Consider the following 14,208-nt stretch of genomic DNA (forward strand, 5'->3'; position numbering starts at 1 on the left):
TAAACGAAAAGCCTTTTCCACAATGGAAAAGGCTTTTTCGTCAAGCGTATGAATGCAGTCCGGCAATGATCAAGTTAACTGCCACCAAGTTGAACATGATGATGACAAACCCGATGACTGCGAGCCAAGCAGACTTTTCGCCTGCCCAGCCTCGTCCGAGCCGCAAGTGCAGATATGCTGCATAGAATAAAAATGTCACAAGCGCCCAAACTTCTTTCGGATCCCAGCCCCAGAAGCGCGACCAGGCGATTTGAGCCCAGATCATAGCGAAAATTAATGCACCGAGTGAAAAGATCGGGAAGCCGATGATAACCGACCGATAATTGATCTCGTCCATCAATTGCAAGTTAACGTTTTTTGTAAACGGCTGAAGCATAGCGGAAATCCGTTTCCGGAAGACCAGTCGAATCAATGCATATAACACCGTACCGACCACGAGCGACCAAAATACCGTAGTCAATTTTCCAGCATGGACGATTGGCGGCATTTCTACCAACGGCGTCAATGCGCCATCTGTCATCGGCTCAAATTCGTTCATGCCAAAAATTGCCGGCATATTATAAGTGATTTCCGATGGTTGTCCATCTTTGTTGACATAAGCGAAATCCGCTTCGTAATTCGTCAATGTGAAGAATGTGCTCGTCACAACAAAACCAAGCACCAAGACGAGCGAATACATGATGGCTTCAAGCCAAAAGCGCTGCTTCGACTTTTTCTTTTGATCGACGACTTTTAGCAAATAAATCAAGCCAGCTGCCGCACTGATCGCCAAGATTCCTTCTGCAACAACTACAGTGATAACGTGTATCGCCAACCAGTTTGTTTGAAGAGCCGGAATCAACGGGCTCACTTCGCTCGGGAACATGCTAGCGTAAGCGATGATCAATAAGGCGATCGGCAAAACGATCATTCCTAGCACTGCCGTGCGATACAAGGCATAAAGTATAATGAATCCGCCGACTAAAGTCATTCCGAAGGCAGTCGTGAATTCGAACATATTACTGATTGGCGCATGGCCTGTGACCATCCATCGTGTGATGAAATAGCCCACTTGTGAAACGAAACCGATAACCGTGATGGTGATGGCGACTTTGCCCCAACGCTGTTCAGATCTGAATGTGCCTTTTTTATTGCCTTTTACGGCACCACCAAAGACAAACGTTGCGATTAGGTAAGCGATAAAGGCTACGTATAATAGATTGGAACTGATATCGGCTAATGTCATGTCAATTGTTCACCTTCCCTTTTCTCCTGTGCTTCCATGTCTTCCTGTTGGTCGCGATATGTTGGAAGAGAAGCGTGTTCCGTCACTTGATCCAAATCTTTTTTCAACCCGAACCAGTTTTTGTTCGTATGGCCCGCAAGCAATATGCTGCCATCCGCTTGCTGTTGAATCCAGAAGCGGCGGTGATTAAAGTACATGCCTTGGGCTACGCCGATCATGAAGATCAAACCGCCAAGCCCAAGAATCGGCAAAGTGCGGTCTTTACGTACCGTTAAGCCGGATGCATCACGCGTCTCGACGCCCTGGAAGGCAAGTTTGTAATCGTTATCTCCAAGCGGCTCAACTGTGTTCTGAATCGTGATGAAACTCGTTTCTCCATCCGGAGTATCAGGAGTTGTCATTTTCACGAGAAATCCTGGATTTTTCGGCAGCGGCGTCGCTGTTTGCGGTTCACCATTTTCGAAACCGGAGAAATCAGGATAATAGCCGAGCAACTCGACGACCGAGCCGTCTTCAAGCTCATAAGTGGTTTCTGGATTGACCAAATCGATTGTCAACTCTCCACGGCTTTCACTTGTTTCCTTGTTCTGCAACGCGAAGCTCATGGTTTTCAGCTCATCTTGCTGGAAATCCATCTGATACAAAGCGTAGCCGTCAAATTTAAACGGCTGGTTGACGCGAATGGCGTGCTCTTCCACTACTTCCATATCGGCTGTATCACCAGGCAATGCGCCTTCTGGAATTTTGTAGAGAACGACGTCGGTTTGGTAGTTTTTCGCTACCGTTCCAACACGGTCGATCGCTTCACCGAATTTTTCTTCTTCACCTTCACCTGTGTATGTTTCTAAAGTGAACCCTTTGCTTTCTAATACATATCCCGGCGCGTCTGGAATCGCACGTGTTTCACCTTCACGTATCCACAAAGTTTCGTCTACATAAAAACCAGGCATCATGCGCAACATGACACCGAACAAGAAGATGATCAAGCCTATGTGATTAACATAAGGGCCCCAGCGCGAAAAACGGCCTTTCTCGGCAAGTAAGCCATTTTTATCAGTCGACACTTTGTATTTCAAACCGGTTAATTTCTCTTCGGCTTTTTTAAGCGTGTCCGCATCTCCCGGTCCTTCTGCCACAATACGCTGCTTATGCATAAAGCTGGAATGGCGCAGCACTCGCTGGTTTTTCAAGGATCTATAAAGCGGCACAAACCGGTCGAGGCTCGCGATGATCAGTGAAATCGCAAGCATCCCAACCAGGCTGATAAACCAGAAGGAATTGTATAAATCATGGAAGCCGAGTGCGTGATACACCGTCCCGATACTGCCGTAAATATCGGTGTAATAAGCCTCGATATCTGCTTCCGTCGTTGCTGGGACGTATTGTTTTTGAGGCAAAATGGTGCCGAGTGCCGCGGCAATCAATAAGACGATGATGATTCCGACGCCCACTTTCACGCTTGAAAAGAAGTTCCAGATTTTATCAATAATTGACTTATTATAAGTCTGGGAACGTCTGGCCGTTCCTTCATAGCGCATATCCGCTAACTTTTTGTCTTGCTCTTGTTCATTAAGCGGCCGTCCGCACGATTCACAAAGAATAGTGCCTGGCGGATTTTCATGGCCGCATTTGCAAATCAATTTGTCCATCCGAAAAATCTCCTTATTCAGGTTTGATTTCTTCCATAAAACCTGCGATATCCTGCTCTGTCATTTCACCGGTCACGATGCGCTGGATTTCGCCTTGTGGGTTTACCAGCATGGTCGTTGGAAGCGGGCGGATATTATATGCCGTCATGACGCTTTTATCGCGGTCGATGACAATTGGAAAATTGAGGCCGTATTGACGCGCGAACGTCTCGACTTCAAAATTCGATTGTGCAATATTCACCGCGAGGACTTGGACGCCTTGATCTTCATACACTTCAAACTGGCTGGCCATTGCGGGCATTTCTTTGATGCATGGCTCACACCATGTGCCCCAGAAATTGAGGAATACACCTTGGCCCTCATAATCGGACAGCTTATGGGTTTCCCCGTCAAGATCCGTCAGCGTGAAATCCGGTGCCGCATCTCCCACTTTCAGCACTTCCACTTCGTCGGCGGTCACACTATTGTAAATCGTATAACCGATAGCTGCGACTAGTAACAGCAAAATAACGGAGCGCATGATCGTCCTGTTTTTCTTCTTGTTGCTTTTTTTCTCCGTACTCATATAGATCCTCCTTCGAGGGATTAGATGCACATCAATTATAGCAAAGTTTCATCAGCCGCCTGTCCGCAGTTTTGAAGGGTTTGTGAACGTTAGCGCCGTTTGCCTGTATCCGCCAGAACGCGCAATTGTTTCACTTCGTGAGGGCTTAGCTCTCTCGATTCGCCGGCGTTCAGGCTATGCAGCGTCAAAAAAGCAAATTGTTCACGACTGAGTTTCTGCACCGGGAAGCCGATTGCTTCGAACATGCGGCGGACTTGACGGTTGCGTCCTTCGTGAATCGTGATTTGGACAATCGCTTTTGAAGCTTTCGCATCCGCTGACAATAATTTCACTTTCGCCGGCGCTGTCATGCCATCTTCCAATTTAATGCCGCGCTCTAGTTTTTGAAGATCTTCTCTGGCTGGAATACCCTTTAGCCGCGCGACATACGTCTTGTCGATTTCAAACTTCGGGTGAGTCAGGCTATTGGCGAATTCGCCATCGTTTGTCAACAGCAGCAATCCTGAAGTGTCGTAATCAAGACGCCCGACAGGATAAATGCGTTCTTCGACGTTCGGGAAGAAATCCGTGACTACTTTGCGGTTTTTGTCATCGGACACTGCCGAAATAACGCCGCGCGGCTTATAGAGTAGAAAATAGACTTTGCGTTCTTTCTCCATTTGCACGCCTTCCACTTCAATTTTATCGGAAGGGGTCACTTTGATGCCCAATTCCTTAACCGTTTTGCCGTTCACTTTCACTTTTCCATCCAAAATCATTTGTTCTGCTTTGCGCCTAGATGCAATTCCTGCATGCGCCATTACCTTTTGCAATCTTTCCATTTCCTGTTCACCCCATCTAATTAAATACCGGCCGCATAGGCAGCCGATTTACGTTTTCCGCAGTCTTTCTAACCGGAATTATGGCATAATTCCGGCCAAAGAGAAAGCGCATCGCTTAAATGAAAAGAAGACTGTCCATGCGTCCCAGTCTTCCCAGTAAGCTCCTATGCATTTACTTCTTCTTTGAATGCTTCTTGAAATTTTGTCATAAAGAGATCCGCGTCTTCTTCTGGCTCCTCTGACATCTCTTCAGGTAGAGGAGGCAATTCCTTCAAGTTTTTCAGCCCAAAGTAATTGAGAAATTCGTCAGTCGTGCCGTACAAAATGGCACGCCCTGTGCCTTCAGCGCGGCCGCATTCTTGGATTAAGCCTTTTGCAGCAAGTGTTGTCAGTGCTTTCTCACTTTTCACACCGCGCAAATCTTCCAATTCCACCCGCGTAATCGGCTGTTTATAAGCCACAATCGCGAGCACTTCAAGCGACGCTTGTGACAGCGATTGGGGCGTCGGATTCTCGACTAGCTTTTGAATGGTGTCTGCCATGTCGGGCTTCGTCACCAACTGGTAAACACCCGCCAACTCTTTTAACATGATGCCAAAAACGCCTTCACTATAGCGGCTCTTCAACTCATTGAGCGCCTCTTCCACTTGATCTGCGTCGGCCTCTGTCAAAAACTGCAATTGGCTAAAACTTAAACCATCGTCTCCTGTAACGAATAGCAATGCTTCAATTTGGCCCAAAAGGTTCTTCTTCATCTTGCCACGTTTCCTTTCTCAGTTCCACCGACAATTCGGTGAAATTCTTTTGCTGTTCGACCGCAATCACTTGTCGCTTCATCAATTCGAGTAAAGATAAAAACGACACAACGAGAACGGCTTGGTCATCTGACGGGAAAAGCTCAGAAAAATTAGCTCGACCTTTAAACGATTTTAACCGTTCAACCATGGAGCCCATCTGCTCTTTGATGGAAACTTCTTGGCGAGCGACACGCGTTGATAAAGGCGCTCTTAACTGCTTCCGCCGTAGCATCTTCTGAAATGCGCCGAGCATATCATAAGCATTGGCATCATCAACAGCGAGTTCTAACGGCGGATTCAGTTCCGATAAATCTGCAGGAGCTTTAGAATAAAGTATCGACCTGTCATTCTCCAGTTTCTTCAGTTCCTCCGCCGCTTCTTTGTATTTCTTGTATTCAATCAGCCTCGATACCAATTCATCGCGAGGGTCTTCTTCATCGAATTCGTAATCGATTTCATCTACTTCCCCTTCATGCACCGGAAGCAGCGTTTTGCTTTTAATCGCAAGCAACGTCGCCGCCATTACCAAGTATTCGCTCGCCTCATTGAGTTCGAGCACTTGCATTGCACGGATATGCTCCATATACTGTGTAGTGATTTGAGAAACGGGAATATCGTAAATATCGATTTCCAAACGATGGATTAAATGCAATAATAAATCTAGCGGGCCTTCAAAGGCATCCACTTTCACTTCGTAAGACATGCAACTACCACCTGACTGCTCATATTCCTATTACTAATTGATTATAAAAGAAAGGAGATCGAAATGCATCCGCTTAGCCATCCCTTATTCCTTCAGTACATTATCCACTTCAATGATGAAAGAGATTATTTCGAATGTCATGAAGTCGGAGAAGAGTACTGGAAACAAATCGCTCCAAAAGACAAAATGCACCCTTTAACTGGTTGGATCCAATTGGCGGTCGGCATGTACCACTGGCGCCGCAGCAATTACCCGGGCGCGCTTCGTTCACTCATCCGGGCTAAACCGAAACTTGCCGAGCCTGGAATTTGGACCGAGGGCTTCGACCACCCGCAATTGATGCAATTGCTTACCGAATCGATACAAGGAGTGACCAATCGCGAGCCATTCGAACATCGTGACCTCCCGCTTGTAGCAGGCCAACTGGTTCAAGCCGTCGAAGAACAAAAGCAACATTATTTAGCCCCGGAGCTAGATGAGCACTTTTTGATGCACAAACACCGGCTGCGTGACCGGACAGAGATCATCGCGCTCAGACAACAGAAAAAAAGGCGGAACCTTTAAGAATTAAAGGCCGCCTTTTTTTACTGGGCATTTATTCAGGAAAGCTTCGGTTTCGTCAGTAGCCCGCATTTCCCGGTGCTGCATCATGTCTTGAATCTTGTCGATCATTTGATGGCCGATCCCGTCGCCCCGATGGGATGGATTCACCGATACATGATGAATAGTGTAATGATCTTCTGAGACTTCCACACCTAGTAATCCGACAAAGTCGTCCTCTTTTTTCCAAAGGAATAATTGCCATTCCGGATTTTCTTCGTAAATGTGCATCGTCTGCTGCAGCTTTTTCAGTTCGCGCTCTCTAGGCATGAATGACAATAAGCCCATGGCGATCTTTTCAAATGATTTTTTGTATCTGTATAACATAATTGATCCCTCATTTTCATCTTAAAAGCAGCTTTCCCCATACTACTATAAACTTCCCGATAACTCAAGTTTACACAGGATCAGCCACCGGTGACCTTGTCTGCGAAGAACAGCCAATAGGCAATGCCCCAGGCAACCGCCATCAATAAGACAAACAGGAACAGCATGATGTTTTGCTTTCTCACCGTTCTGCCTCCTCTTGCGAATACCCTACTTCATTCTTGATCAAGTCTTCGAAGCTTTCGCGCCGGATGACGAGCTGGTGCTTGCCGCCTTCTGCAAAGACGACAGCCGGACGGGTGATCCGGTTGTAATTACTCGCCATGGAATAGCCATATGCGCCGGTACAAAAGATAGCCAGAATGTCACCAGCAGACACATGCGGCAATTGGGCTTCCTCTATTAGCTTATCACCGGATTCACAGCATTTTCCTGCGATCGTGTAAACTTGTCCAGCCTCGTCCTGTGCTCGGTTGGCCAGTAAGGAACTGTATTTGGCACCATAAAGGGCAGGGCGGATATTATCAGACATGCCGCCATCAACCGCAGCATAGCGACGCGTGTCCGGCACTTCTTTTGTCGAACCAATTGTATAAAGCGTTGTGCCTGCATCCCCGATCAATGAACGACCCGGCTCGATCCAAATTTCCGGCAAAGGAAATCCAGCTTGCTCGGATGCCGATTTAACCGTGCGGATCATGTCTTTTACGTAAACGGCAGGTTCAAGCGGAGCATCTTCTTCGGTATAGCGGATGCCAAAGCCACCGCCTAAATTCAGTACGCTGCAGGTATAGGAATACTCCTTGTTCCACAATGCCATTTTCAGCAGCAATTTCTCAGAAGCCATTTGAAAAGCCGCCGTATCGAAAATTTGTGAGCCAATATGGCAATGCAGGCCAATCAACTCGAGATACTCGTGGCTATAAGTTTGTTCAAAAGCGCGGTCTGCCTGGCCGTTGTTCAAATCAAACCCGAACTTCGAGTCTTCCTGTCCGGTCGTAATATAGTCATGTGTATGGGCTTCGATGCCCGGTGTCACCCGCAGCAAGATATTCATCTTCTGCTTGCGCTGTTCGGCTGTTTTTTTCAGCAGTTCGATTTCATGGAAATTATCGACAACGATGCAGCCAATCTCTTCATCAAATGCCATGTCGATTTCCGCTTGGCTCTTATTGTTGCCATGGAAATGGATTTTTTCTTTTGGAAATCCACTTTGAATCGCGGTGTAAAGTTCTCCACCGGAGACAACGTCGAGCGACAAGCCTTCTTTAGCGGCAACTTGATAGATGGCGATGCCGGAGAATGCTTTACTGGCGTAAGCGACTTGGTAGCCAATCTGTTCGTTCTCGAAGGTTTTCTGAAAAGCTTGCGCACGTTCGCGGAAAAGTTGGATGTCGTAAACAAAAAGCGGTGTGCTGTATTGTGCGGCGAGGTCGACCGCGTCTACTCCCCCAATTGTCAAATGGCCTTGTTCGTTGATTGCTTGCGTCCCGTATAAATGCATGTCGACTCCTCCTGTATGGCTATGTAAATAAAAATCCTGCTGGGCCTAAACCCAGCAAGATTCCTTTAATCGGTGATCAAAGCGGAGACAAGCTGAATTGCTTCAACCGGCTCGTTTGAATACTCGATACTATTGTATAACATTTCCTGGCATTCCGCGAGGTCTTGTGTGTTGGAATAAATGGTAGCCAGTGACTCGCCTTGTTTGACGAAATCGCCAACTTTCTTGTTGAGCACTAAGCCGACCGATAGATCGATGACCGAATCTTTCGTCGCGCGTCCTGCGCCAAGCACCATCGCCGCTGTCCCGATTTCGTCGGCTTCCATGTAGGATACATAACCGTCTTGTTTTGCTGGCAGTTCCGTGACGAATTTTGCTTGCGGCAACAAACTAAGATCGTCCACAACAGCCGGATTGCCGCCTTGGTCTTTGATCAATTGGCGGAACGCTTCAAGTGCAGAGCCATCTTTGATGACGCCTTCGAGCATGGCACGCGCCTCTTCCAAAGTGTCTGCCTTGCCGCCGACGACGACCATTTGGCTGCCGAGCACGAGACATAGTTCCGTAAGATCTGCTGGGCCTTTGCCTTGCAGCGTTTCAATCGCCTCTTTCACTTCCAAAGCATTACCAATCGCAAATCCGAGCGGCTGGCTCATATCAGAAATAATTGCCATCGTTTTGCGCCCAGTCGCGTTACCGATGCCGACCATGGCATGTGCCAATTTCTTAGCATCTTCCTCGGTTTTCATGAATGCGCCTTCGCCAGTTTTCACATCGAGGACGATGGCATCGGCCCCAGCTGCGATTTTTTTGCTCATAATGGAGCTCGCGATGAGCGGAATGCTATTGACAGTCGCTGTCACATCACGCAAGGCATACATTTTTTTATCTGCAGGTGTCAAATTGCCGCTTTGGCCGATGACAGCCAGTTTGTGTTCGTTTACCTGCTGGATAAAGTCTTGTGTTGACAGTTCTACGTGGAATCCGTCTATCGCTTCGAGTTTGTCGATGGTCCCGCCAGTATGGCCAAGTCCTCGCCCGCTCATTTTCGCAACCGGCACGCCACAAGCTGCAACGAGCGGCCCGAGAACGAGTGTTGTCGTATCGCCGACGCCTCCTGTAGAGTGCTTATCAACTTTAATGCCTTCAATGGCCGACAGATCAATTTGATCGCCTGATTCTGCCATCGCCATCGTCAAGTCGGCACGCTCGCGCTCACTCATATCCTGGAAAAATACCGCCATTAAAAATGAGCTCAATTGATAATCGGCGATTTCACCATTTGTATAGCCTGAAATAATAAAACGGATTTCTTCTGTGGACAGCTCGTGGCCATCGCGTTTCTTTTCGATCAAGTCTACCATTCTCATTAGTCATTACCGCCTTTTCATTTTAGTTTCGAGAGAAAGCTTGTGCCAAATTTCGGCAATTCACAAGCGAAGTTCTCGGCAATCGTCGCGCCGATATCCGCAAATGTTGATCCAGTTCCAAGCGCCCCGCCGCCATTAAAACGAGGAGAGAAAGCAAGAAGTGGCACATATTCACGCGTATGGTCCGTGCCTGGGAAGGTCGGATCGTTTCCGTGGTCCGCTGTGATGAGCAGCAAATCATCTTCCTGCATGCCTTCCAAAACTTCCGGAAGGCGCACATCGAATTCTTCTAAAGCTTGTGCGTAGCCTTTCGGGTCTCTGCGGTGGCCGTATAGCGCATCAAAATCAACGAGGTTCAAAAAGCTCAAGCCATTGAACTCTTTGCCGACCACTTGCACGAGCTTATCCATTCCGTCCGCATTATCAGTGGTTCTGACAGCCTCTGTCACACCAGCGCCATTGTAGATGTCGTTGATCTTGCCAATGGCAATGACGTCTTTGCCGGCATCCTGAAGTTCGTTCATGACGGTACGGTCAAATGGAGCCAAGGCATAATCGTGGCGGTTAGAGGTGCGTTTAAAGGCACCAGGTTCACCTAAAAATGGACGCGCAATCACGCGGCCGACTAGATATTCCGGGTCCAAGGTCAGTTCGCGAGCCGTTTCGCAAATCTGGTACAGTTCATCCAGCGGGATCACTTCTTCATGTGCTGCGATTTGCAGAACCGGATCAGCAGACGTATAGACAATCAATGCCCCGGTTTCCATATGTTCTTGTCCGAGTTCATCCAGGATTTCAGTGCCACTTGCCGGCTTGTTGCCGATGACTTTCCGCCCTGTCGCCCGTTCAAGCTTGTCGATCAGTTCTTTAGGGAAGCCATCTGGATACACTTTAAATGGTGTATCGATATTGAGTCCCATGATTTCCCAGTGTCCCGTCATTGTATCTTTCCCGACGGATGCCTCTTCAAGGCGGCCAAAGTGGGCAGCTGGTGTTTCTTGTGCGTCAAGGCCTTTTACCGGAACGATATTGGCAAGTCCCAATTTTTCCATGTTTGGCATAGTAAGGCCGCCGACAGATTGGGCGATATGGCCAAGCGTATCAGCGCCTGTGTCTCCAAAAGCTTCGGCATCTGGCGCTTCGCCAATGCCTACTGAATCCAAGACGATTAAATGTATGCGAGTAAACGGTTTCATTGTCATATTAGTTCCTCCTTATTTGCCCTTTTATTCTATCACAGGAATGGTCCATGTCGGAAGTCAGACCTCTGTTATGCACGAGGATGAAATTGCGAGTAGACATCTTTTAAGCGCGTCTTGCTGACATGGGTATAAATTTGCGTGGTTGAAATATCCGCGTGTCCCAGCATTTCCTGTACGGCACGCAAATCTGCGCCATTCTCGATCAAATGGGTCGCGAATGAATGACGCAAAGTATGCGGCGTCAATTCCTTTTGAATCCCCGCTTTTTTGGCGTGCTGTTTCAATAATTTCCAAAATCCCTGCCTGGTCAGTCGTTTTCCTCTTTGGTTAATGAACAAAGCATCCGTTTTTTCCACTGGATTTCGCAATGCAAGACGACCCGATTCAAGGTATTGACGGTTCGCCTCAAGTGCTGCTCTGCCAAGCGGAATGATGCGCTCTTTTCCACCTTTGCCCACGCACCGGACAAATCCCATTGTCAGATGGACATCCTCAATGTCCAAATTGATGCATTCACTAACTCGCATGCCACTTGCATAAAGTAATTCCAGCATGGCTCGGTCCCGCAGCCCGTTAGCTTTTGACGTATCCGGCGAATTCAATAAAGCATCAATTTCTTCTATAGAGAGGATATTCGGCAACTTCTTATCCATTTGGGGCATTTCCAAATGTACGGTCGGATCCGAATCACTGCGCTTTTCCCTAATCAAAAACTGATGGAAGCTGCGGATTGAGGAAATATGCCTTGCCACCGTCCGCGAAGTTTTCGCCAGTTCCTGAAGATGGCGCAAGTGATTGAGAATATGGACACGTTCGATTTTTCCGAGCGACTCCAATTGTTCCACTTCACTCATATACTGTATATAGACTTTCAAATCACGTTCGTACGAGGTCAAGGTGTTATCGGCCAGCTGCCTTTCCACTCGTAAAAAATGCAAATAATCATCCAACGCATCTTTCGCATCGTTCATTGGAATTCCTCCTTTACACGCTCTTTTCTTGGGGATGAAAAAAGACGGCCTTCAACAGGCCGCCTTCTAAGCGTCTTTTTCCGGCTTATCGGCACCCAAGTCGTTGCAGCGCCAGCAAATGCCATGAAAAGTCAGACGGTGATCTTTGATCTGGAAATTCCAGCGCTTTTCCACGACCGTCTCAACATCTTCAAGTAAATCTTCTTGTATTTCATCCACTGCCCCACATTCCAAGCAAACCAAATGATGATGAAAGTGTGCTGCGCCTTCCTGACGCAAATCATAACGGGAAACGCCATCCCCAAAGTTTATTTTATCAACAATTTTTAATTCGGTCAGAAGTTCCAATGTACGGTATACTGTCGCCAAGCCGATTTCCGGCGCAATGTCTTTGACCAGAAGATAGACATCTTCAGCACTTAGATGATCTTCTTCATGGTCCAATAAAATCCGTACCGTTGCTTCACGCTGTGGCGTCAGCTTATAACTCGCAGCGTGTAATTGTTTCTTTATGCGATCTATCCTTGTTTCCATGCGACGCCCTCCCTCAAACTGTATTCATTATATCAAAAGGGCGTTCTCGATTACAACAATGGATGCGTTTATTATTTAGAATCATTCTTAACTGGTAATTGGATTAATTCTTATCTGATAAGTAGTTTTTAGCCCATTGAACAGCGTAAGCGGTTTTGGCATCGTAAATGCGCTCGTTGTCGATCAATCCTTGTGCTTCTTCAACCGTCACTTCGAGCAATTCCACAAACTCATCTTCGTCTGTTACTGCGCCGTTTTCTGCGCGATGCAAACCGGTGGCAAAGAAAACATGCACCACTTCATCAGCAAATCCAGGAGATGTCGAGAAGCTAATTACTTTTTCAAGCTTGTCCGCTGAATAGCCTGTTTCTTCTTCTAGCTCTCGCATCGCCGTAAATTCCGGAGCTTCGCCAGGTTCCAGTTTTCCGGCTGGAATTTCGACTAGTGAACGCTCTAGCGCTTTACGGTATTGTTCGACCATGACGATTTTCCCTTCAGCCGTCAAGGCGATAACCGCTACCGCTCCTGGATGTTCGATTAATTCGCGCTTTGACTGTTTGCCATTCGGCAAGGTCACATCGTCCACTTTCAAATTAATGACTTTGCCTTCGTATAATCGTTTACTATGAATTGTTTTTTCTTCAAATTTCTTCATGCTCGGCCTCATTTCATTTGTAGTTTCAATACCGCAAAGTATACCATAGAGGAAATAAACTTTTACAACGGGGTGAAAAAATGAAATACAATACACTGGGCACCAGCGGGCTAGAAGTCAGTGAAATTGCACTCGGCTGTATGTCGTTGCCGGAAGACCCGAAACAAGCAAGAGCCATTATCGACGAAGCATTAGACAATGGCGTTACCTATTTCGACACAGCCGATTTTTACGGCAAAGGAAAGAATGAGGCAATCGTTGGCGGCGCACTTGGCGATCGCCGGCAAGACATCATCCTCGCGAGCAAAGTGGGAAATGAATGGTCAGAAGAGTCGGATGAAGTGAAGTGGAATCCGACCAAAGCCTATATCAAAGAACAGATCCACCACTCGCTCCGCCGTCTCAACACCGATTACTTGGATTTGTATCAGCTTCACGGCGGAATGATCTCCGATAACTCGGAAGAAACGATTAACGCTTTTGAAGAATTGAAAAAAGAGGGCTTGATCCGTGCTTATGGAATTTCGTCCATCCGTCCGAATGTCATCCACCGCTTTTTGGACAACAGCGAGATCGCTTCGATCATGATGCAGTACAGCTTGCTCGACCGCCGTCCGGAAGAATTCTTGCCAGAAATTGGCCAATCCGGCCGCTCTGTCGTGGCACGTGGCAGTTTAGCCAAAGGCCTATTGACAGCTGAAGGGCCAAAGCGCGCTGAAAAAATGGGCGATTACCTTCAGTACGGTCCAGATCAACTGAGTAGCGTGTTGAACAAACTGTCTGCTATCCACGACAATGTGCATTCGCTCGCTTTGCATTCCATCTTAGCGGATCGCACGGTCTCTTCGGCCGTTACAGGTGCGAGCAGCACTGAACAACTGCGTGACACTTTGCAGGCGTATCATCAGACGGTTAGCCCACAACAGATTGATGCGGCAAAAGCAGCGACGCGTCTTGATCGCTACGAGCAGCATCGCGATTGACTGCCTTTTATCAACAGCGTCCCTTTTATATTAGGGCGCTGTTTTTTTACCTCTTGTTTCAGGCAAGCCATATTCAATTCATTTAGGCCTTTTGAATCTTTTTTATGTGTTGCCATGACTTCCCCCCCCATATAGCTAAAATAAATAGAATCGCTTTTCCTTTAGGTAGCGGGTTTTTACATCTTTTCTTCTTCAACTTCCAAAAAAGACCGATTTTCTACCTAGTCGATTTAATTTATCGAAAAGGACTTTTGCAGGTTTGAAAGAATACCTAGAAGTGAATATACTGATTACGACTGAAA

The 14,208-nt window shown here is 47.2% G+C and carries 15 protein-coding genes; 2 read left to right on the forward strand and 13 right to left on the reverse strand.

Annotation, left to right across the window (positions count from 1 at the left end):
- Positions 1 to 40: 40 nt before the first annotated feature.
- The 6 genes from ccsB to BBI11_RS09480 all read right to left on the reverse strand — a co-directional run bounded on the left by ccsB (position 41) and on the right by BBI11_RS09480 (position 5,760).
- A complete protein-coding gene (ccsB, locus tag BBI11_RS09455; RefSeq protein WP_068462701.1) occupies positions 41 to 1,225 on the reverse strand; it encodes a c-type cytochrome biogenesis protein CcsB in 1,185 nt (394 codons plus the stop codon).
- Positions 1,222 to 2,874 (reverse strand): cytochrome c biogenesis ResB family protein, encoded by a 1,653-nt coding sequence (locus BBI11_RS09460; RefSeq protein ID WP_068462703.1) that lies wholly within the window; start codon positions 2,872 to 2,874, stop codon positions 1,222 to 1,224. Before BBI11_RS09460 ends, ccsB begins: the two co-directional genes overlap by 4 nt.
- A 13-nt stretch (positions 2,875 to 2,887) precedes the next feature.
- Positions 2,888 to 3,439: a thiol-disulfide oxidoreductase ResA gene (gene resA / locus BBI11_RS09465; protein WP_068462706.1), complete on the reverse strand. Its 552-nt coding sequence runs from the start codon at positions 3,437 to 3,439 to the stop codon at positions 2,888 to 2,890.
- Between the two features lie 89 nt (positions 3,440 to 3,528).
- Positions 3,529 to 4,260: a pseudouridine synthase gene (locus tag BBI11_RS09470; protein WP_068462708.1), complete on the reverse strand. Its 732-nt coding sequence runs from the start codon at positions 4,258 to 4,260 to the stop codon at positions 3,529 to 3,531.
- 164 nt (positions 4,261 to 4,424) lie between these two features.
- On the reverse strand, positions 4,425 to 5,015 hold the full coding sequence (scpB, locus tag BBI11_RS09475; RefSeq protein ID WP_068462711.1) for an SMC-Scp complex subunit ScpB: 591 nt from the start codon (positions 5,013 to 5,015) through the stop codon (positions 4,425 to 4,427).
- On the reverse strand, positions 4,987 to 5,760 hold the full coding sequence (locus tag BBI11_RS09480) for a segregation/condensation protein A (protein ID WP_068462713.1): 774 nt from the start codon (positions 5,758 to 5,760) through the stop codon (positions 4,987 to 4,989). Before BBI11_RS09480 ends, scpB begins: the two co-directional genes overlap by 29 nt.
- Positions 5,761 to 5,823: 63 nt before the next feature.
- Here BBI11_RS09480 and BBI11_RS09485 point away from each other — a divergent pair, with 63 nt between their 5' ends.
- Positions 5,824 to 6,324 (forward strand): DUF309 domain-containing protein, encoded by a 501-nt coding sequence (locus BBI11_RS09485; protein WP_068462715.1) that lies wholly within the window; start codon positions 5,824 to 5,826, stop codon positions 6,322 to 6,324.
- A 3-nt stretch (positions 6,325 to 6,327) separates the two neighbouring features.
- Here the strand turns inward: BBI11_RS09485 and BBI11_RS09490 are convergent, their stop codons facing one another.
- The 7 genes from BBI11_RS09490 to BBI11_RS09520 all read right to left on the reverse strand — a co-directional run bounded on the left by BBI11_RS09490 (position 6,328) and on the right by BBI11_RS09520 (position 12,923).
- Positions 6,328 to 6,687, reverse strand: coding sequence for a GNAT family N-acetyltransferase (locus tag BBI11_RS09490; protein WP_068462717.1), 360 nt, complete (start codon positions 6,685 to 6,687; stop codon positions 6,328 to 6,330).
- Between the two features lie 181 nt (positions 6,688 to 6,868).
- Positions 6,869 to 8,191 (reverse strand): diaminopimelate decarboxylase, encoded by a 1,323-nt coding sequence (gene lysA / locus BBI11_RS09495; protein WP_068462719.1) that lies wholly within the window; start codon positions 8,189 to 8,191, stop codon positions 6,869 to 6,871.
- Between the two features lie 65 nt (positions 8,192 to 8,256).
- The gene (locus tag BBI11_RS09500; protein WP_068462721.1) at positions 8,257 to 9,561 is read right to left on the reverse strand and encodes a pyrimidine-nucleoside phosphorylase; all 1,305 of its coding nucleotides are present in this window, start codon (positions 9,559 to 9,561) and stop codon (positions 8,257 to 8,259) included.
- A 17-nt stretch (positions 9,562 to 9,578) separates the two neighbouring features.
- Positions 9,579 to 10,763 (reverse strand): phosphopentomutase, encoded by a 1,185-nt coding sequence (gene deoB / locus BBI11_RS09505; protein ID WP_068462723.1) that lies wholly within the window; start codon positions 10,761 to 10,763, stop codon positions 9,579 to 9,581.
- 68 nt (positions 10,764 to 10,831) lie between these two features.
- The gene (gene xerD / locus BBI11_RS09510) at positions 10,832 to 11,734 is read right to left on the reverse strand and encodes a site-specific tyrosine recombinase XerD (protein ID WP_068462725.1); all 903 of its coding nucleotides are present in this window, start codon (positions 11,732 to 11,734) and stop codon (positions 10,832 to 10,834) included.
- A gap of 66 nt (positions 11,735 to 11,800) precedes the next feature.
- Entirely contained in the window at positions 11,801 to 12,268 is a 468-nt protein-coding gene (gene fur, locus BBI11_RS09515; protein WP_068462727.1) for a ferric iron uptake transcriptional regulator, read from the reverse strand.
- Positions 12,269 to 12,371: 103 nt separating this feature from the next.
- Complete coding sequence (locus BBI11_RS09520; RefSeq protein ID WP_068462729.1) at positions 12,372 to 12,923, reverse strand: NUDIX hydrolase; 552 nt, start codon at positions 12,921 to 12,923, stop codon at positions 12,372 to 12,374.
- Between the two features lie 80 nt (positions 12,924 to 13,003).
- Here BBI11_RS09520 and BBI11_RS09525 point away from each other — a divergent pair, with 80 nt between their 5' ends.
- A complete protein-coding gene (locus tag BBI11_RS09525; protein ID WP_068462731.1) occupies positions 13,004 to 13,906 on the forward strand; it encodes an aldo/keto reductase in 903 nt (300 codons plus the stop codon).
- The last annotated feature ends 302 nt before the right edge of the window (positions 13,907 to 14,208 follow it).

Origin of the sequence: Planococcus maritimus, assembly GCF_001687625.2 — a bacterium.
GTDB classification, from domain to species: domain Bacteria; phylum Bacillota; class Bacilli; order Bacillales_A; family Planococcaceae; genus Planococcus; species Planococcus maritimus.